Here is a 17,931-nt window from a genome sequence, read left to right on the forward strand (position 1 = left end):
CGCCGCCTGGAACGACCGTCCCGCCGGGGTGCGGGCGGCTACGCCCGGAAGCGTTCGCGATAACGCGCCGGGCTGAGGCCGAAGTGGTGGCGGAAGCGACGGCTGGCGTAGTTGGGGTCCGGCCAGCCGACCCGGCGCCCGATCGCCGCGACCGGCAGGCCGGTCTCCATCAGCAGCGCCGCCGCACGCTCCGCCCGCAGCCGCCCCAGGTAGGCCATGGGCGGCACCCCCATCCGCTGCGCGAACAGCCGGGCCAGCCGCCCCGCGGACAAGCCGGCCGCGGCGGCGAGCCGTTCGACCGTCCACGCCGCCGCCACGTCCTGCTCGAGCAGCCGCACCGCCGCCGTCACCGCCGGGTGCGGCCGTGCCGTCGCCCCACCGCCCGAGGGCAGGGCTCCACCGAGTACGCAGAGCAGCAACCCCACCCGCACCTCCCGCGGCGCGCCGCCCGCGGCCAGCAGCGTCAGACTCGCCTCCGCCAGGGCCAAGCCGGCGTCGGTCAGCCTCGGGAGCGCGGCCGCGCCGTGCAACGCCTCGGCGAACCGGGGGTCCGCCCGCAGCCAGGCGAGTTCGTGGCCGAGCACCTCCGAGCCGAGGTAGACGTTGTGAACCACCAGGTCCGCGCAGGCGTCGTAGCCATGCCAGTCGCCCGGGCGAACCAGCACCACAGAACCACGTGCCAGCGGCCGTTCGCCCGCCGCCGACACGTGCACCGCGCTGCCGCCCGTCACCACCGCGAGCTCGAGGAAGTCGTGGCTGTGCGGCGCGGCGGCCCAGGTCAAGTCGTAGCGCTCCGCGACCACATGGTGCTGGCCCGGCGGAAAGACGTCCGCTCTGCGTACCCGATGCATAGCGGGATTGTGCTATACGACGGGCGGTTTCGTGCTGTCCGGGGGACGTCCCCCGCTGCGACCGTGAAGCACATGACATCCACGGCTGATCGCCCTCGCACCACTCCCGACACACTCACCGACGAGCAGCTCGCCCGCTACCGCCGCGACGGTTTCGTCCACCTGCCGGGCGTCATCTCCCGCCAGGACGCCGCCCGGTACGCGAACGCCGCGCTCACCGCCCGTGAGCGGCTGAGCGACTTCCACCCCGGTGCCGCCTTCACCCAGCTGTTGCAGCTGTGGGGGACCGACGCCGTTCTGCGCGAGCTGACCCTCGACCCGGGGCTCGCGGGTATCGCCACCCGGCTTGCCGGGATCCCGCTGCGGCTGTGGCACGACCAGTTGCTCATCAAGGAGCCGCACAACGGCGCGTCGACGGAGTTCCACCAGGACCAGCCGTACTGGCCGCACGCCGGGTCCCGACACGCGCTGTCGGCCTGGGTGGCGCTGGTCGACGTGCCGGCGGAGCGCGGCTGTATGACGTTCATCCCCGGCAGCCAGCACCTGGAGGGGCTGCGCGCGCAGGACCTGACCGACCACGACGACCTGATGAACCTGGCCCCCGACCTGCTCTACCAGCCGCGCGTCACCGTGCCGTTGCGGGCCGGCGACTGCACGTTCCACGACTCCCGGCTGGCGCACGCCGCCACCCCCAACCACACCGGCGACCCGCGCATCGCACACGTCGTCATCTACGTCGACGCCGACACCCGCCTGGCACCGGAGCCGGCCCATCCGGTCACCGACCCGCTCGGCCTGACGCCGGGCGACCGGCTGCCGGACGAGCGCTTCCCCCCGTTCGCCACTTCACGCGGCACGATGTGAAGTCCCAAGGAAAAGCTCTGTCAGGAGTGTTAACAACACAACAGGTCCTGTTGTAGCTTTCTGCCGCCTTCCCCCAACCACGGAGAAGCGGACCTTGATGATGGACAGAAGCGGCCGGCGCGGCCCCGAGCACCGCCGGCAGGACATCGCCGACCTGGTGCTCTCTGCGGGCTCCCTCGCCGCCGCCGACCTCGCCGGACGGTTCGGCGTCAGCCTGATGACGATCCACCGCGACCTCGACGAGTTGGAACGCCGGGGCATCGTGCGCAAGCACCGGGGCGGCGTCACCGCCCAGCCGTCCGGGGTGTTCGAGAGCAATGTCGCCTACCGGCTGAAGTCGATGGGGGCGGCGAAGGACGCCATCGCCGAGCGGGCGGTCGGACTGATCGAGCCTGGCATGGCCGTCCTGCTCGACGACTCCACCTCGGCGCTCGCGCTGGCCCGCCGGCTGGTGGGGATCACGCCGCTCACCGTCGTCACCAACTTCCTGAAGATCATCAACCTGCTCGCCGGCGAGCGCGACATCCGGCTGATCGCGCTCGGCGGCGACTACGACCCCCTGCACGACTCGTTCCTGGGGGTCTCGTGCGTGGACGCGATCGAAGTGCTGAACGTGGACCTGTGCTTCGTGTCCACCTCGGCGGTTTCCGAGGGGTTCACCTACCACCAGGAGCAGCACATCGTGTCGGTCAAGCGGGTCATGCTCAGGGCCGCGGCCCGCAACGTGCTGCTGCTCGACCACTCCAAGCTGGGCAGGGTGGCGCTGCACCGGGTGGCCCCGCTCTCGTCGTTCGACCGCGTCATCGTCGACGACGGCGCGGACCCCCGGGCGTTGCGGGACCTCGACGAGCGGAACGTCCCCTACGAGGTGGCGGCGACCTGACCATCGCGCGTCGCCGGTCGCCGGTCGCCCGGTCACGGGCAGGGCGGGCACAGCCTGACGTAAATTCAAGGAGGAATTTATGACCGCGTCATTCCGGAAGGGGCCACTCGACCGTCGCCGCTTCCTGCGGTTGTCGGGAGGCGCCGCCGCCCTGACCGCGCTGCCCGCGGCGTTGACCGCCTGCGGCGGCGGGTCTTCTGGCGGCTCCGGCTCGCTGCGGCTCGTCGGGGTCGCCGACCAGCAGGCGCCGCTCGACCTGCTCACCGCGGAGTACACCGCCTCCGAGTTCGAGACCTCGTACTCCCCGACCGACCAGGTGCAGACCTCGCTGCGCACCCAGTTGGGCGCCGGCAACGCCCCCGACGTGCACGTCCTCTACCCGGGCAACGGCAGCGCCATGAGCATGGCCCAGATCGCGCAGGCCGGACTGCTGGCCGACCTGAGCGGCCAGGCGTGGACCGGGAACATACCCGACAACTTCAAGCCGGCCTTCCAGCACGAGGGCAAGACCTATCTCTACTCGGCCGGCGCCAGCGTCATCGGCGCGATCTACAACCGGAGCGTCTTCCGGGAGGCCGGAGTCGAACCGCCGGAGACCTGGAGCGAGTTCCTCCAGGTGTGCGAGGCGATCAGGTCGGCCGGGAAGATCCCGATCGCGCTGGGCGCGCAGACCCCGTGGGTCACCCAACTGATCAGCTACGCGCTGGTGCCGTCCACCGTGTACGCCCGGAACCCGGAGTTCGACGGCCAGTTGCGGGACGGCTCGGCGAGCTTCGCCGACTCCGGCTGGGCCGACGCCTTCGAGATGTATCTGGAGCTGCGGGACCGGGGGTTCTTCAACGACAACCCCAACGGAACCACGTTCGAGCAGCAGACCGCCATGGTGGCCACCGGCGACGCCGCGATGGCCATCCAGGTCTCGGCGGTGCTGCCGGACTTCCGCGGCGCCGCCGCGAACCCGGACGACCTGTCGATGTTCCCGGTGCCCGGCTCGGACACGGCGGCCGACGTGTGGATCCCGGCCGGCGTCGTGGTCGGGCTCGGCGTCAGCACGAACAGCCGCAACCGTGAAGCCGCCCTGGCGTTCGTCGAGTTCCTCGGCGAGCAGCGGAACATCAACCGCTGGTCGGAGGAGATCGCCTGCGTGCCGTTGGTACGCGACTCCGCCTCCCGGATCGACCCGGTGCTCGAACCGTTCCTGCCGTTCATGGACAGCGACCGGGCCGTCCCCTTCATGGACCAGGCATGGCCCAACGCCGAGGTCCAGCCGACCCACTTCGCGGTGGTGCAGGAGATGCTCGGCGGGCAGACCAGCGTCGAGGACGCGCTGAACAGGCTGGACGAGACCTACCGGCAGGAGTAGCCCCGTGTCCTCGACAACACAGCCAGGGGCGTGGCCGACGACACGCCGAGGGGCCGGCCGCCGACGGCGGGGCGGCTTCCTGTCCCCGCCGTGGTGGTTCGCCGCGCCGGCCCTGCTGGTGTACGCGCTGGTGGTGCTGTATCCGAGCGTCAGCGGCATGGTCTACGCGTTCACCGACTGGAGCGGCATCGGCGACCGCTCGTTCGTCGGAGTGGACAACTTCCGGCAGTTGTTCCGGGACGACGCGGCGCGCGGCGCGCTGGGCAACACGCTGGCGCTGACCCTGGCGATCGTCGTCCTCCAGAACGGCATCGGCCTGCTGCTGGCCCTCGGCGTACACACCCGCATCAGGTCGCGGGGGCTGCTGCGGGTGATCTTCTTCGCGCCGGCCGTGGTCAGCCCGGTGATGGTCGCGGTCCTGTGGAAGTACGTCTACAACCCCGCGCCGGACGCCGGTCTCAACGGCGTTCTCGGCGCGATCGGGCTCGGCGGCCTGCGCCAGGACTGGCTGGGCGACCCGTCGCTGGCCCTGTGGTCGGTGGCCGGGATGGTCATCTGGCAGTTCGCGGGCTACTCGATGATCATCTTCCTGGCCGGCCTCTCGGGGGTGCCGGACGAACTGCACGAGGCCGCGATGATCGACGGCGCCGGGCGGTTCCAGCGCTTCCGGCACGTCACCTGGCCCCTGCTGGCACCCGCGCTCACCATCAACATCATGCTGTCGACCATCGGCGGGCTGAAGATCTTCGACCAGGTCTACGCGGCGACCAACGGAGGGCCCGGCTATGCCAGCGAGACGCTGTCCACGGTGCTGTTCAAGGAGGCGTTCGTCCTCGGCCACTACGGCTACAGCACGGCGATCGCGCTCGTCCTGGCGCTCTTCGTCGCGGCGGTGTCGCTCGTGCAGATCCACTACCTGCGCGGCAGGGAGGTGAACGCGTGAGACTCCGCTACGGGTTCCGCACGTTCCTGCTGGAGATCGTGATGATCGCCGTCGCCCTGGCGTTCCTCTTCCCGGTGTACGCGCTGATCACGCTGTCGCTGAAGGACGAGCGGCAGATCGCCGCGGAGCCGCTGTCGTTGCCGACCGAGCCGACGTTCGGCAACTTCTCCCGCGCCTGGTCGCAGGCCACGCTGGGCGAGGCGCTGCTGAACAGCACGCTCATCACGGTGCTCAGCCTGGTGGCGCTCATCGCGACCGGGTCGTTCGCGGCCTACTTCCTGGCCCGCTGCGCCTCCCGGCTGGGGTTCCGGCTGTACGTGCTGTTCCTGCTCGGCATCGTGCTGCCCTTCCAACTCGGCATGATCCCGCTGTTCAAGCTCATCGACTCGATGGGCCTGTTGGGCACCTACCAGGGGATGATCCTCTTCTACACCGGCATCCAGCTCCCGTTCACGGTCTTCCTCTACACCGGGTTCATCCGGGCGCTGCCCGGGGAGTACGCCCATGCCGCGCTGATCGACGGCGCCACCCATCTCCAGGCCTTCACCCGGGTGGTGTTCCCGCTGCTGCGGCCGATCACCGGAACCGTGCTGATCCTCAACGCCGTGTTCATCTGGAACGACTTCTTCACGCCGTTGCTGTATCTGGGCGGGTCGGCGCGGGAGACGGTCCCGGTGCGGATCTTCGCCTTCGTCGGCCAGTACGTCTCGGACTACGGGCTGGTCTTCGCCGGTCTCGTGCTGGCGTCGCTGCCGATCGTCGCCGCGTTCCTCGTGCTCCAGCGGTACGTGATCAGGGGCTTCGCCAGCGGGATGAAGGGATGAAGGGGTGAACCGGGCGTCGGGGCGCGCGTCTAGGGCGCCCCGACCGGTGTCCAGCCGTCCCCGCAGGCGCCGCCGTCGGCCGCCTCGGTCACGGTGACCTGATCGCCTGCGGGGGTGAGCAGGGGGTGGTAGAAGCGCGCTATCTCGGTGCTGGACCGCGGCACGTAGTGGAAGATCAGCGAGCGCCGGAACCGGTCGGTCGTCCGGTTCGGGCCCGACCCGTGGACCAGGCTGCCGTGGAAGAGGAGCACGTCGCCGGCGCGCATCTCGGTCTGGATCTCCGCCATGCCCGGGGGCAGTTCGACGCCCGAGTCCGTGAAGGACTCCGATCGGTCGGCCTCCTGGGGGCACACCAGCTCGTACCGGTGCGATCCGGGGGCCACCCGCAGCGCGCCGTTGGCCGCGTCGCAGTCGTCCACCGCGATCCACACGGCGAGGCAGGTCTCGGGGTGGGCCCGGAGGAACAGGTTGTCCTGGTGCAGCGCCTGGCCTCGGGCGGTGGGCGGCTTGAAGTAGAACATCGACTGGGCGCCGAGCGGCGGGCCGATCAGCTCCGCCACCCGCGCCACCAACCGGGGCTCCAGCATCCAGCGCCGGGCGAGCCGCCCCGCCTCGGTGTCGAACCTGCGGTGCGGATGGACGAAGCGCGGGTAGCGGGCCAGCACGTCGTCCTCGGGGACATGGTCGTCATGGCCCATGGACCGGTCCCGCTCGACCTGCTCCATGAAGACGTCACGGATTTCCTCGATCTCGGCCGACGAGAGGAGTGCGCGCACCTGGACCACACCGGCTCGCGCGTACTCATCGGCGATCCCGACTCCGGGTTCACGCACGATGGATGACATACGAGCGATTCTGGTCGGGCGCCCGCCCACTGGATATGGCGGAACGTGGCGCACACATGGAAGATTCTGCTGTGCACGGCGAACGACCGCGTGCGGAGTCACGCAGCCCGGTGATCGACCAGGTGCAGGGCGGGCGTCTGCGTGAGGGGCCGCAGTACGCCACCTTCCGCAGCCGGGGAACGACCGACTGGCTGCTGATCCACACCACCGCCGGATCCGGGCAGTTGACCGGGGCGGACGGAAGCGTGCGCACGGCGGTCGGCGACACGGTCCTCCTGCGGCCCGGAGTCCGCCACGACTACCGGACGGCGCCCGGGGAGGCGCTCTGGGAGATCGTCTTCTCGCACTTCCACCCCCGGCACGCGTGGCTGCCGCTGCTCGACTGGCCCCAGCCCGTCACGGGCGTCGGCCGCATCCGCACCGGCGGCGAGGTGCACCAACGCGTCACCGCCACGCTCACCCGCTCCGCCCATGCCGGGGCGGGCACACTGCGGCAGGCCACGGCGTTCGCGATGAACGCCCTGGAGGAGGCACTGCTGTGGTGCGACACGCAGAACCCCCTAGCAGCCCGCATGGACGAACGGGTGCTGCGGGTCATCGACCACGTGGACGCCCATCTGTCCGAGCCGCTGACCGTCGACCGGCTGGCGGCGCGCGTGCACCTCTCGCCCTCCCGGCTGACCCGCCTGTTCACCGAGCATCTGGGAACCAGCCCGCAGCGCTACGTCGAGCGGCAACGCATGACCCTGGCCAAGCAGCTCCTCGACCTCACCAACCGTCCGGTGGCCGCCATCGCGCACGAGCTCGGCTGGCGCGATCCGCTGTACTTCTCCCAGCGCTTCCGGCGGTTCACCGGGCAGAGCCCGACGGCCTACCGAAGGCGAGGCGAGGACCCGACCTGAGCGCAGCGGGTCCACCACCTGGTCGGTTGTCCTTCGAGTGCGTCGGGCCGCCCGGTCGGAGATGAGCGCCGACTTCGTCCCGGACGGACACGACGGCCGACGAAGCGGACGCGCGGGACGTCAACCTCGATCATCGAAAGTCACGACCTTGCGACACTACGTGACGACCGCCTAGGGTCGACTCCCGCGACTCCGCGGTCGCCGGTGGGAGGAGCCAGGCAGATGGCACGGATCGTCGTCCGAGGTGGGCTGGTCGTGACGGCGGCCGACGAGGTCGAGGCCGATGTGCTGGTGGAGGGCGAGAAGGTGGTCGCGCTCGCGGCGCGCGGCAGCGCGGAGGCCGAGGGGTGGCGCGCCGAGCGGGTCGTCGACGCGGGTGGGAGGTACGTGATCCCCGGCGGGGTCGACGCCCACACCCACATGGAGCTGCCGTTCGGCAGCACCGTGGCGTCCGACACCTTCGAGACCGGCACAGTGGCGGCGGCCTGGGGTGGGACGACCACCGTCGTGGACTTCGCCGTGCAGCGGCGGGGCCGGTCGCTGCGCGAGGGGTTGGACGCCTGGCTGGCCAAGGCCGCCGGCGCGTGCGCGGTGGACTACGGGTTCCACATGATCGTCTCGGACGTGACCGACGCTTCGCTGCGGGAGATGGACGGGCTGGTGGCCGACGGCGTCACCTCGTTCAAGCTGTTCATGGCCTATCCGGGGGTGTTCCTCAGCGACGACGGGCAACTGCTGCGGGCGATGCAACGCGCCGGCGGCAACGGCGGGTTGGTGATGGCGCACGCCGAGAACGGGGTCGCCATCGACGTGTTGGCGGCGCAGGCGCTGGCGGCCGGCCGCACGGAGCCGCGGCACCACGGGGAGGTGCGGCGGGCCCTGTTGGAGTCGGAGGCGACGCACCGGGCGATCCAACTGGCGCGGGTCGCCGGGGACGTGCCGCTGTACGTCGTCCACGTGTCGGCGCGGGAGGCGGTCGCGGAGCTGGCCAGGGCGCGCGACGCCGGGCTGCCGGTCTTCGGGGAGACGTGCCCGCAGTACCTGTTCCTGTCGGCCGACAACCTGGCCGAGCCCGGCTTCGAGGGCGCCAAGTACGTGTGCAGCACCCCGCTTCGGCCGCGCGAGCACCAGGCGGCGCTGTGGCGGGCGCTGCGCACCGACGACCTCCAGGTGGTGTCGACCGACCACTGCCCGTTCTGCTTCGCCGGGCAGAAGGAGCTGGGGCGGGGCGACTTCACGAAGATCCCCAACGGCCTGCCTGGCGTCGAGCACCGGATGGACCTGCTGCACCAGGCCGTGGTGGACGGGCACATCTCGCGGCGCCGGTGGATCGAGCTGGCCTGCGCCGCGCCGGCCCGGATGTTCGGGCTCTACGGGCGGAAGGGCACCCTCGCCCCCGGCGCCGACGCCGACCTGGTGGTCTACGACCCGGCCGCCGAGCAGACGATCTCGGCCGCCACCCACCACATGAACGTCGACTACTCGGCCTACGAGGGGCGGCGGGTCACCGGCCGGGTGGAGACGGTGCTGTCGCGGGGGCGCGTGGTGCTCGACGGGCGCAGGTACGTCGGCCGCCCCGGGCACGGCAGGTTCCTGCCGCGGGCCACCTGCCAGTACGTCAGCTGAGCCGGCGAGGCATCGGGAGAGGGAGAGAGAGGAGCGACGCGATGGAGTTCGGGCTCGTCCTGCAGACCGACCCGCCGGCCGCCGGGGTGGTGGCGCTGATGCGCCGCGCCGAGCGGGTCGGCTTCAGCCACGGCTGGACGTTCGACTCGGTGGTGCTGTGGCAGGAGCCGTTCGTGATCCACAGCCGGATCCTGGCCGCCACCGAGCGGTTGGTCGTCGGCCCGATGGTCACCAACCCCGGCACCCGCGCCTGGGAGGTGACGGCCTCGACCTTCGCCACGCTCAACGAGATGTACGGCAACCGCACGATCTGCGGGATCGGCCGCGGCGACTCGGCGCAGCGGGTGGCCGGCCGGCGTCCGCACCGCCTGGCCAGCCTGGAGCGGGCGATCGACGCCATCCGCGACCTGGCCGAAGGCCGGGAGGCCGTGGTGGACGGCGCCCCGCTCCGCCTCGCCTGGGTGCGGGACGGCCGGCTGCCCGTGTGGATGGCGGCCTACGGCCCGAAGGCGCTGGCGCTCGCCGGGCGGTCGGCGGACGGCTTCATCCTGCAACTCGCGGACGTCGACGTGACGGAGTGGATGGTGCGCGCCGTACGGGCGGCGGCGGCCGACGCCGGCCGGGATCCGGCCGGGATCACCGTGTGCGTGGCCGCGCCCGGCTATGTGACGGCGGACGACTCCCCCGCCGCGCTGGCGCACGCCAGGGAGCAGTGCCGCTGGTTCGGCGGCATGGTGGGCAACCACGTGGCGGACCTGGTGGCCCGCTACGGCACGGATCCGGCGCTGGTGCCCGCGGAGTTGACGGCCTATCTCGCGGGCCGGCCCGGCTACGACTACGCGCACCACGGCCGGGCGGGCAATCCGGGGGCGGAGTTCGTGCCGGACGAGATCGTGGACCGGTTCTGCCTGATCGGCCCGCCGGCGGCACACGTGGCGAAGCTGCGGCGACTGCGGGCGGCCGGCGTCGACCAGTTCGCGCTCTACGCCATGCACGACGCGCGGGAGTCGGTCGTGGAGGCGTACGGGGCGCACGTGATCCCGGCGTTCGCCCGCCCGTGACGTTCGAGAACCGTTCACATCCCGGTCGATTTCGCCGTTTACCGTGCGCCGCATGATCGATGGTGGAATCTCACGCCGCGCCCTGCTGGGCGGGCTGCTGGGCACGACGGCGGGGATCGCCATCGCGGGACCGGCGGCCGCCGCCCCGGCCCGGCACCGCGCGCCGCGGGTGCTCGTCGCGACCAACGAGCCCTGGGGCACCTACCACGTCAAGCCGTTGCTCGCCGAGGCGGAGCGGCGCGGCTGGCGCCTCACCCAACTCGTCCCCGACTACGCCGGGATCACCCCGGGCGACCCCGTTCCGGTGGCGACCCCGGCGGACGCGCCGCGCGCCGACCTGCTGGTGGTCACCGGCGCCGGCGACTGGCCGGCCGACTGCGCGGCCCGGTTCCGGCACCTGCCGCTGGCCGCCTCGGCGTTGGCGTACCAGCGGCCGGTCGAGGCGCCGCGGGCCCGCGAGCTGCGGACGCGGATCAGGCTGCTCACGGCCTCGTCGGCCGCCGAGGGCCGGGCGTTCGGGCAGTACCTCGGCACCCACAAGCGGGTGCGGGTGGTCGGCTCCCCGCAGACCGACGCGCTGCCGGTGCGCCGCCCCGAGCCAGGCCTGGTGCTGGTCCTGACCAGCGTCACCCACCCGGACGCCACGGGCGAGGCGGCGCCGGGCACCGAGCTGCTGCTGGCGAGCGCCGAGCGGCTGGCCGCCGCGGGCCGGCGGATCCTGGTGGGCCTGCACCCGCGCGAGGACCGCTCGCTGTGGGACCGGTACGAGATCAGCGCCGACGCCTCCGTGATCGCGTCGGCCCGCGCCGAGGCCGCGATCGGCATCCCCGGCACGGTCTTCCCGCTGGTCGCGGCGGTCGGCACCCCGCTGGTCGGCTGCACCGACCCCGAACTGACCGTCCCCGACTACCTGTTGTCGGTCTGTTCGAGCACGATCGACTCGGCGGACGACGCCGTGGCGGCGGTCGGCTCGGCCCGCCTCCCGGACCGCACCACGCTCACCGACGCGGTCGGCCCGGTCGGCGGCTCGGCCGCCCGGCTGCTCTCCGCGTGGTCCACGGTGGCCCACCCGGCGAACCGGCGGGATCCGGTCACCGTCGGGAGCTGAGCCGCCCGCGGCTCCAGCGCGCCGCGTCGCGGGTGGCCGCCGCGACGGCGGCCACGGTGGCCAGGGCGACGGCGCCGAAGCCGCCGGCCAGGATCCCCTTCGGGACCGTGGTCCAACCGAGCCGGTCGACGGCGACGGGGTCGAGCCTGCCGCGCGGGTCGAGGGAGACCTCGATCCGCTCCCCGGCGTCGGCCCGCTCCCTCGGGCCGCGTTCCAGCCATCCGAGGTCCTCCTCGGTGTGGTGGTCCACGATCCGGTAGCGCGTGCCGGTGCGATTGCGGTCGTCGTTGAGGATCGGCTGGGCCTCCGTGATGATCGCGTCCACACGTTCCCCGTAGCGCTCGTGGTACAGCTGGTGGCCGACGATGGCGGAGGTCAACCCGGCCACCACCATGGCGGCGAGGGTGACGCCGCCGAGTACCGCCCCGGCCACCCGCGCGGGGCGGGAGGGCACCACCCGGAGCCACCAGTCGTCCAGGACCTGCGCGAGGAGCCACATCGCGGTGAGGCCGACCAGCATGAACAGGGCCAGGTACAGCAGGACGGCCAGGAAGGTCCACCAGCCACCTGCCGGCAGCAGGACCAGGGCGAACGGCGCCACCACCACGGTCCAACCGGCGAGCAGGGCGACCGCGCCGAGGCAGAGCAGGCCGAAGAACAGGCAGAACCGGCCAAGCGCCCGCATCACGCGCCGCCCTGTTCGATGGCCAACCGCCGGCTGATCTCGCCGAGTTCGTCCAGGCCCTCGGTGACCGCCGCCAACTCCTCGGTGAGCGGGGCCAGATCCACCTCGACGCCGGCGCTGGCGTCGGTGGCGACCTCCAGGGAGGCGAGGACGGCGGCCCGTTCGGCGGCGGCCTCCAGGCCGAGGACGGTGGACTCCAGGGTGGCCATGAGGAGTTCGCGCACCTCCTCGAGGCGTTGGCGGGAGGCGGCACGTTCGGCCGCCGCGCGGGCCGACGCCTCCTTGGCCCGGCGCAGCGGTCCTGGTGCGAGCGCGGCGGCCTCGCGCCGCAGGCGCCCGGCGTCGGCGAGCAGTCGCCGGGCGTCGGGGCCCGTGGTGACGGCGTCGATCCGGCTGATCGTCCCGGCGCGCTGGCGCAGTTGCTCGGCCGCGTCGCCGACCACGTCCGCCGCGTCGTCGAGTGTCCTGGCCAGCGGGGACTCGTCGTCGCTTGCCCGCCGGTGCGCGGCGAGCAGTTCGGCGGCGGCCGTGGCGCGGCGCAGCCAGCCTCCGGTGTCGGCGGGCGTGGCGGGGGCGAAAGCCGGCCGCGCCTCGCGGTGGGGCGCGGGGGCCGCCGCGCCGGGTCCGGCGGCGCGGGCGTACGCGACGTAGGCCAGGACGGCGGTGCCGGCGCCCGTCGCCGCGGCGAACGGCGGCGCCGCGCCGGCCAGGGCGGTCACCGTGGTCCCGGCCGCGCCCAGCAGGGCGGCGACGACGATGCCCACCGGGTGTGCCATCTTCCGTTCCTCTCCCCCGCGTCGACGCGGCTCAGAAGTTGCTGAACACGGAGCGCATGACCTCGTCGATGGTGTCCGGTTCACGCGCGTCGTAGGCGGCGCCCCGGGAGGCGGCGGCGATCTCGTCGAGGGTGTCGAGGTCGGCGTCCTCGCCGAAGGCGATGCCGAAGACGCGGACCACGCGTTCGAGCCGCGAGGCGTCCAGGTCTCGCAGCAGGGCGTCCAGGTCGTTGTCGGCCGGGTACTCGTTCCGGCCGTCGCTGAGCACCACGATGGCGTTGATCCTGGCGGGGTCGTAGTCGGCGAGCATCGCCTGTTGCGCCGCCCTGGTCGTGGTGTAGAGGGCGGTGCCGCCCTCGGCGTGCAGGCCGTTGATGGCGTCGGTCAGCCGCTGGGTGCCGCCGTCGCCGATCCGGGTGGCTGGCAGGACCTCGCGGTAGGGGGTGTCGGGGTAGTCGGCGGTCTCGGTGGAGAACGCCCACAGCGCGACCTCGTCGTCCGGGTGGTAGAGCTCCAGCGCCGCCAGGGCCGCGTCCTGGGCGGCCCGCAGCCGACTGCGGCCGTCGCCCGCCGGCTGGTTCATGGATCCGGAGACGTCCATCACGAGGGTGACGCGGGCGTTTCTGCGCACCTCGTCCCAGGCGTCGAGGATCGCGGTGAGCACCTGGGGCGCCGGCGGGGAGATCAGGGAGAGCTCACGGCCGGTGTCGCCCTCGGCGTTGACCGACTCGGCCAACTCGGGGCTGAGGCTGCCCTCGTGGTCGCGGAAGCCGATCTCGGCGAAGCGCCGTTGTTGGTCCGGTTCGAGCAGGAAGGCCAACAGGTCGTCGGCGGCGGCGCGTTGGGCCTCGTTCGCGGAGGGCAGCGTGACGAGCGGGTGGTCGAGCATCAGGGTGCCGTCATCGGGATAGATCGCCACCAGCGGCACCTCGGGGCGCCGTCCCTCGCCGATCCGTTCCGGATCCCCGTCCGGGGCGCCCTGGTTGTAGAGGTGGATGAGCTGCTCCTGGACGAGCACGGCGCTGGTGTAGGTCATGGCCTGCCCCGAGGCATCGGCCTCGGCGAGGTTCTCCATGTAGGTGACCGCGTCGTCCGCGTAGTGCAGCACGCCGTCCTCGACGCCGGCGACGAAGTCCCTGGCGGCCGGGTCGGCGACCTGTTCCCTGGTCAGGTCGCTGGAGACGCCGGTGGCGGCGTAGAACGCGGCGACGGTGGCGGCGAGTCCCGAGGTCGAGGTGTTGGGATTGTCCTTGCCGAGGGAGAACGAGCCCCACTCGGGATGCCCGAACGCGCCCCACCCTTCCGGGTTCCGGGTGAGGGAGAGCACGTCGGCCCAGCCCAGCTCGGCGTCGGGCCAGCCGAGCGCCTCGGCCATCGGGCGGGGCATGGCGATGGTGAGGGGGCTCTGGGCGAGGCTGGGGTTCTCGTCCGGCACCTCGACCGAGCGGTCGCCGGCGGCGGCCCGCTCGGCGAGCAGGTCGAGCCAGAGGCCGGAGCTCGGCGTCCACACCTGGGGTTCCGGGGCCTCCTCGGTCGCCTGGTCCCAGCCGCGGGCCAGCGCCTCCATGGCCAGGCCCGAGGTCAGCTGGGAGACGGCCACCTCGGCGCAGGTGTCCTCGCCGGCGACCCGGAACTCGCGGCCGGCGTCGTTGTACTCCTCGGCGAGTGCGGCGAGCAGCCCGCCCTTCTCGGTGGAGGAGCTCACCTCGAGCGGTACGCAGTCGCCGCGCCCGTCGTCCCTGGTGAGCACCACGGCGCCGAGGCCGACCAGGATGGCGCAGAACCCGACCACGACGGCGCTCAGCAGCGGCCGCCGCCCGCCCCCGGCCCTTGAGTGCCCGTCCATGTCCCCGATTCCCCTCCCCCAACTGACATGTCCGCATTCAGCGTAGGGAAGACGCCGGCCGGGCGGCGAGGGTTCCCGTCGGGACATCCTCGACGGCCGGAGCGGCCCCCACTTGACTTGATACCCCCCTGGGGTATTCACTGTCCTTGTCGAGATGGCCAGGACACAGGAGGCACCGCCATGACCGCACCCACCGCGCAGACCGTTTCCCGCTACACCGTCAGCGGCATGACCTGCGGGCACTGCGTCGGCTCGGTCAGCGCCGAGGTCGGCAGCATCCCGGGGGTGACCGGCGTGGAGGTCGCGCTGGAGACCGGCCAGGTGACCGTCACCAGCGAGGGTGCGGTCGACAGCGCGGCCGTCACCGCCGCCGTGGCGGAGGCCGGCTACGAGGTCGTCGCCGGGCCCGAGGGCGAGGCCCCCGCCGCCAGCTGCTGCGGCGGCGGCTGCCACTGATCGCGACCGCAGGTGCCCGGTCGCCACGCGGCGACCGGGCACCGCCACTCCGGAACTCCAGGACGGGCAACACGATGAAGACCATCACCAGGGTCGGCGCCTTCGGGGCCGGCCTCGCGCTGACCTTCGGCGTGGCCTTCGGCATAGGCAACGCCGTGGGCCCGGTCGACACGGAACCGACGGCCGCACACGACGACGAGCACGGGGAACCGCCGGCCGACGGCGGCGACGACACGACGGCCGCGCCGGCGGCAGAGCGCCCCGGCGGGCTGCAGATCTCCGAGCGCGGCTACACCCTCGTGCCGCCCGCCGAGCCGCCGCGCGCCGGCGAGCCCACCGACCTCAGGTTCCGGATCCTCGGCCCTGACGGGGAGCCGCTGACCGAGTACGAGACCAGCCACGAGAAGGACCTGCACCTGATCGTGGTCAGCCGCGACCTCTCCGGCTTCCAGCACGTGCACCCGGAGCTCGGCGCCGACGGCGTCTGGAGCGTGCCGCTGACCTTCGAGGCCGCGGGCGACCACCGGATCTTCGCCGACTTCGCACCCGCCGGCGACCCGGACGGCGGGCTGACGCTGGGCGCCGACCTCGCCGTCACCGGCGAGTTCACCCCCCGCGAGCTGCCCGAGCCGGCGCGGACCGCGACCGTCGACGGCTACACGGTCACGTTGGAGGGCGACCTCGCCGCCGGCGCCGAGAGCGACCTCACGCTCTCCGTCAGCCGGGACGGCGAGCCGGTCACCGACCTGGATCCCTACCTCGGCGCCTACGGCCACCTGGTCGCCCTGCGCGCGGGTGACCTGGCCTATCTCCACGTCCACCCGCAGGGCACCCCGGGCGACGGCGAGACGGAACCCGGCCCGGAGATCGCGTTCGGCACCACCGCGCCGAGCGCCGGCGACTACCGGCTCTACCTGGACTTCCAGCACGAGGGCGAGGTCCACACCGCCGAGTTCACGGTGCCCGCGGGCGCGGGCGACGCCACGGCGCCCGAAACGGGCGACGGCAGCGACGACGGCGCCGCCGACCACGGCGGCCACTGAGGCGGCCGGCCGGGCCTGTCTTTTGGATCTTCGTGGATCAGGCCTTGGCTCCCCCAGGCCTGGCGGCCTGGGTGGGGGTGCCCCCTGCACGGAGTGCTTGGGGGAGTACCCCCACTCGCTTCGCTCAGGCGCCCCACGCGGCGGAGCCGCACATCGACCGCAGCGCAGCTCATACCTGTCCGTATTCGCGCGCGGCGCCTGACATGCCGCTCCGCGGCGTGGGGTAACGCAGCGAGGTGCCGTAGCTGGCGTCGCGGCCCCACGAAGATCCGGAAGACAGGCCCGACCCCTCGCTCAGCGCCGCCCCGCGGCGACGGGCGAGGGGTCGCCGTCGTTCCTCCCGCCATCCCCTTTCTCGTTGTCGTTCCACTCGCCGTCGCCCAGCACGAGCAGCGGGTCGAGGGTGACCACCACGGCCGCGAGGACCAGGAAGACCGCCGGCCCCACCAGCATGGGCAGCAGCAGCGACACCGGCGAGTCGCCCCTGTTCGACAGGTGGCCGGCGCCGTGGAGTTCGGCGCTGACGGCCGCCATGCCGGTGTAGTGCATGCCCGTGACGGCCACGCCCATGACCAGGCTGGCGGCGATGGAGTACGGCACACCCCGCACCGAGACGGCCGCCCAGAGGGCGGCGGTGGCGGCGACGACGGCGATGAGCACCGAGAGGACGACCGTGAACGCGTCGTAGCGGATCTCGCCGTTGAAGCGGATCGCCGCCATGCCGAGGTAGTGCATCGCCGCCACGCCGAGGCCCGTGAAGGTGCCGGCCACCGCCAGGACGGGGCCGCTCGCGCCGCGGTAGCCGACGACGAACACGCCGACGCCGACCACCAGGATCGCCACCACCAGGCTCCACACCGTGAGCGTGACGTCGTACCCGACGCGCGCCCCCTGGATCCCGAAGCCGACCATGGCGATGAAGTGCATCGACCAGATCCCGCAGCCCATGGCCGCCGCCCCCATGGCCAACCAGCCCGGCTTCCACCCCTCGTCGTGGTGGACGGACCTGGCCACGCACCGCAGGCCCAACGCGCCGCCGAGGCAGGCCATGAAAAAGGCGACCACCGGAGTGATCGCGCCGTAACCGAAGTCGCTGACGTCGCCGTGCATCTGTCCCCTGCCCTCGCCCCCACGCACTCGGGGGCCCACCGCCCCCTGGGTGGAGACTAGACCGCCAGAACATCACGTACAGCCCACTAGCCTCACAAATCCATCACAACACCATCGCGCGCCGACGAGCGGGCGGTTGCGGGAATATGTAGACCGGTCTAGTCTCGCGGCCATGGGACGGAAGGGCGCCGACACGCGCAACCGACTGCTGGACACGGCACGGGAGTTGGTCGAGGCCAAGGGGTACTCGGGGACCGGACTCAACGAGGTCATCGCGGTCAGCGGCGCGCCGCGCGGCTCGCTCTACTTCCACTTCCCCGGCGGCAAGGACCACCTGGTAGGCGAGTCCGTCCGCCGGGCCGGCCAGGCGATCGGCGCCGACCTGGCGGAGCTGGCCGAAGCCGCCCCGTCGGCGGCGGAGTTCGCGGTGAGCGTGCTGCACCACCTGGGCGACCGGCTCGAACGCTCCGGGTGGCGCAGCGGCTGCCCGGTGGCGACCGTGGCGCTGGAGACGGCCGCCACCAACGACCCGCTACAGGAGGCGTGTTCCGAGGTCTACACGTCGTGGGAGGCGGCCCTCGGCGCGATGCTCGGCGGCCGCCGGGACGCCGACGACCTCGCCGTCACGATCCTCGCGCTCGTCGAGGGCGCGCTCCTGCTGGCCAGGGCGCACCGCAGCCGGGAGCCGCTGAACCGGGTCGCCCGGCAGATCACCGTCCTGCTGGGCTGACGCCGGCCCGCCGCG

General features: G+C 72.6%; 18 protein-coding genes. 12 read left to right on the forward strand and 6 right to left on the reverse strand.

The genetic code is table 11. The annotated features are described in order from the left end of the window. Nucleotides 1-38 precede the first annotated feature (38 nt). Nucleotides 39-851, reverse strand: coding sequence for a helix-turn-helix domain-containing protein (locus tag ACYVPE_RS00775; protein WP_461031339.1), 813 nt, complete (start codon nt 849-851; stop codon nt 39-41). 72 nt (nt 852-923) lie between these two features. Here ACYVPE_RS00775 and ACYVPE_RS00780 point away from each other — a divergent pair, with 72 nt between their 5' ends. From ACYVPE_RS00780 to ACYVPE_RS00800, 5 genes are all read left to right on the forward strand, one after another. Beyond that, nucleotides 924-1,715, forward strand: coding sequence for a phytanoyl-CoA dioxygenase family protein (locus ACYVPE_RS00780; protein WP_461031340.1), 792 nt, complete (start codon nt 924-926; stop codon nt 1,713-1,715). Nucleotides 1,716-1,812: 97 nt separating this feature from the next. Further along, nucleotides 1,813-2,598, forward strand: a complete 786-nt coding sequence (locus ACYVPE_RS00785; RefSeq protein ID WP_461031341.1) for a DeoR/GlpR family DNA-binding transcription regulator — start codon at nt 1,813-1,815, stop codon at nt 2,596-2,598. Between the two features lie 79 nt (nt 2,599-2,677). Then, on the forward strand, nt 2,678-3,961 hold the full coding sequence (locus ACYVPE_RS00790) for an ABC transporter substrate-binding protein (protein ID WP_461031342.1): 1,284 nt from the start codon (nt 2,678-2,680) through the stop codon (nt 3,959-3,961). A gap of 4 nt (nt 3,962-3,965) precedes the next feature. Continuing rightward, nucleotides 3,966-4,904: a carbohydrate ABC transporter permease gene (locus ACYVPE_RS00795; RefSeq protein WP_461031343.1), complete on the forward strand. Its 939-nt coding sequence runs from the start codon at nt 3,966-3,968 to the stop codon at nt 4,902-4,904. Next, nucleotides 4,901-5,728: a carbohydrate ABC transporter permease gene (locus ACYVPE_RS00800; protein WP_461031344.1), complete on the forward strand. Its 828-nt coding sequence runs from the start codon at nt 4,901-4,903 to the stop codon at nt 5,726-5,728. The genes ACYVPE_RS00795 and ACYVPE_RS00800 overlap by 4 nt, the downstream gene beginning before the upstream one ends. Before the next feature lie 29 nt (nt 5,729-5,757). On the opposite strand, the gene ACYVPE_RS00805 is transcribed toward ACYVPE_RS00800, so the two are convergent. Further along, entirely contained in the window at nt 5,758-6,573 is an 816-nt protein-coding gene (locus ACYVPE_RS00805) for a phytanoyl-CoA dioxygenase family protein (RefSeq protein ID WP_461031345.1), read from the reverse strand. A gap of 56 nt (nt 6,574-6,629) precedes the next feature. Here ACYVPE_RS00805 and ACYVPE_RS00810 point away from each other — a divergent pair, with 56 nt between their 5' ends. The 4 genes from ACYVPE_RS00810 to ACYVPE_RS00825 all read left to right on the forward strand — a co-directional run bounded on the left by ACYVPE_RS00810 (nt 6,630) and on the right by ACYVPE_RS00825 (nt 11,270). After that, a complete protein-coding gene (locus tag ACYVPE_RS00810; protein ID WP_461031346.1) occupies nt 6,630-7,475 on the forward strand; it encodes a helix-turn-helix domain-containing protein in 846 nt (281 codons plus the stop codon). 222 nt (nt 7,476-7,697) lie between these two features. Further along, nucleotides 7,698-9,101 carry a dihydropyrimidinase gene (gene hydA, locus ACYVPE_RS00815; protein WP_461031347.1) on the forward strand — a complete coding sequence of 468 codons (1,404 nt, stop codon included), beginning with the start codon at nt 7,698-7,700 and terminating at the stop codon, nt 9,099-9,101. 41 nt (nt 9,102-9,142) lie between these two features. Beyond that, a complete protein-coding gene (locus ACYVPE_RS00820) occupies nt 9,143-10,162 on the forward strand; it encodes a TIGR03842 family LLM class F420-dependent oxidoreductase (RefSeq protein ID WP_461031348.1) in 1,020 nt (339 codons plus the stop codon). A gap of 52 nt (nt 10,163-10,214) precedes the next feature. After that, nucleotides 10,215-11,270 carry a hypothetical protein gene (locus tag ACYVPE_RS00825; RefSeq protein WP_461031349.1) on the forward strand — a complete coding sequence of 352 codons (1,056 nt, stop codon included), beginning with the start codon at nt 10,215-10,217 and terminating at the stop codon, nt 11,268-11,270. Here the strand turns inward: ACYVPE_RS00825 and ACYVPE_RS00830 are convergent. The 3 genes from ACYVPE_RS00830 to ACYVPE_RS00840 are packed head-to-tail and all read right to left on the reverse strand — an operon-like array spanning nt 11,254 to nt 14,577. After that, entirely contained in the window at nt 11,254-11,955 is a 702-nt protein-coding gene (locus ACYVPE_RS00830; RefSeq protein ID WP_461031350.1) for a hypothetical protein, read from the reverse strand. The genes ACYVPE_RS00825 and ACYVPE_RS00830 overlap by 17 nt on opposite strands. Beyond that, nucleotides 11,955-12,731: a hypothetical protein gene (locus tag ACYVPE_RS00835; protein WP_461031351.1), complete on the reverse strand. Its 777-nt coding sequence runs from the start codon at nt 12,729-12,731 to the stop codon at nt 11,955-11,957. Before ACYVPE_RS00835 ends, ACYVPE_RS00830 begins: the two co-directional genes overlap by 1 nt. Nucleotides 12,732-12,762: 31 nt before the next feature. Then, nucleotides 12,763-14,577: a vWA domain-containing protein gene (locus ACYVPE_RS00840; RefSeq protein ID WP_461031352.1), complete on the reverse strand. Its 1,815-nt coding sequence runs from the start codon at nt 14,575-14,577 to the stop codon at nt 12,763-12,765. Between the two features lie 180 nt (nt 14,578-14,757). Between ACYVPE_RS00840 and ACYVPE_RS00845 the strand changes: the two genes are divergently transcribed. Next, complete coding sequence (locus ACYVPE_RS00845) at nt 14,758-15,033, forward strand: heavy-metal-associated domain-containing protein (protein WP_461031353.1); 276 nt, start codon at nt 14,758-14,760, stop codon at nt 15,031-15,033. 74 nt (nt 15,034-15,107) lie between these two features. Continuing rightward, on the forward strand, nt 15,108-16,076 hold the full coding sequence (locus ACYVPE_RS00850) for a hypothetical protein (RefSeq protein ID WP_461031354.1): 969 nt from the start codon (nt 15,108-15,110) through the stop codon (nt 16,074-16,076). Between the two features lie 294 nt (nt 16,077-16,370). On the opposite strand, the gene ACYVPE_RS00855 is transcribed toward ACYVPE_RS00850, so the two are convergent. Then, the gene (locus ACYVPE_RS00855) at nt 16,371-17,186 is read right to left on the reverse strand and encodes an MHYT domain-containing protein (protein ID WP_461031355.1); all 816 of its coding nucleotides are present in this window, start codon (nt 17,184-17,186) and stop codon (nt 16,371-16,373) included. A gap of 172 nt (nt 17,187-17,358) precedes the next feature. Here ACYVPE_RS00855 and ACYVPE_RS00860 point away from each other — a divergent pair, with 172 nt between their 5' ends. After that, nucleotides 17,359-17,916, forward strand: coding sequence for a TetR/AcrR family transcriptional regulator (locus ACYVPE_RS00860; RefSeq protein ID WP_461031356.1), 558 nt, complete (start codon nt 17,359-17,361; stop codon nt 17,914-17,916). Nucleotides 17,917-17,931: the final 15 nt, after the last annotated feature.

The sequence above is a fragment of the Streptomyces mayteni genome, assembly GCF_054783955.1.

What these genes read in the sequence shown, in the direction of transcription:
- ACYVPE_RS00775 (WP_461031339.1), bottom strand. Translation starts at nt 851, where the DNA reads ATGCATCGGGTACGCAGAGCGGACGTCTTTCCGCCGGGCCAGCACCAT.
- ACYVPE_RS00780 (WP_461031340.1), top strand. Translation starts at nt 924, where the DNA reads ATGACATCCACGGCTGATCGCCCTCGCACCACTCCCGACACACTCACC.
- ACYVPE_RS00785 (WP_461031341.1), top strand. Translation starts at nt 1,813, where the DNA reads ATGATGGACAGAAGCGGCCGGCGCGGCCCCGAGCACCGCCGGCAGGAC.
- ACYVPE_RS00790 (WP_461031342.1), top strand. Translation starts at nt 2,678, where the DNA reads ATGACCGCGTCATTCCGGAAGGGGCCACTCGACCGTCGCCGCTTCCTG.
- ACYVPE_RS00805 (WP_461031345.1), bottom strand. Translation starts at nt 6,573, where the DNA reads ATGTCATCCATCGTGCGTGAACCCGGAGTCGGGATCGCCGATGAGTAC.
- ACYVPE_RS00810 (WP_461031346.1), top strand. Translation starts at nt 6,630, where the DNA reads ATGGAAGATTCTGCTGTGCACGGCGAACGACCGCGTGCGGAGTCACGC.
- hydA (WP_461031347.1), top strand. Translation starts at nt 7,698, where the DNA reads ATGGCACGGATCGTCGTCCGAGGTGGGCTGGTCGTGACGGCGGCCGAC.
- ACYVPE_RS00820 (WP_461031348.1), top strand. Translation starts at nt 9,143, where the DNA reads ATGGAGTTCGGGCTCGTCCTGCAGACCGACCCGCCGGCCGCCGGGGTG.
- ACYVPE_RS00825 (WP_461031349.1), top strand. Translation starts at nt 10,215, where the DNA reads ATGATCGATGGTGGAATCTCACGCCGCGCCCTGCTGGGCGGGCTGCTG.
- ACYVPE_RS00830 (WP_461031350.1), bottom strand. Translation starts at nt 11,955, where the DNA reads ATGCGGGCGCTTGGCCGGTTCTGCCTGTTCTTCGGCCTGCTCTGCCTC.
- ACYVPE_RS00835 (WP_461031351.1), bottom strand. Translation starts at nt 12,731, where the DNA reads ATGGCACACCCGGTGGGCATCGTCGTCGCCGCCCTGCTGGGCGCGGCC.
- ACYVPE_RS00840 (WP_461031352.1), bottom strand. Translation starts at nt 14,577, where the DNA reads ATGGACGGGCACTCAAGGGCCGGGGGCGGGCGGCGGCCGCTGCTGAGC.
- ACYVPE_RS00845 (WP_461031353.1), top strand. Translation starts at nt 14,758, where the DNA reads ATGACCGCACCCACCGCGCAGACCGTTTCCCGCTACACCGTCAGCGGC.
- ACYVPE_RS00850 (WP_461031354.1), top strand. Translation starts at nt 15,108, where the DNA reads ATGAAGACCATCACCAGGGTCGGCGCCTTCGGGGCCGGCCTCGCGCTG.
- ACYVPE_RS00855 (WP_461031355.1), bottom strand. Translation starts at nt 17,186, where the DNA reads ATGCACGGCGACGTCAGCGACTTCGGTTACGGCGCGATCACTCCGGTG.
- ACYVPE_RS00860 (WP_461031356.1), top strand. Translation starts at nt 17,359, where the DNA reads ATGGGACGGAAGGGCGCCGACACGCGCAACCGACTGCTGGACACGGCA.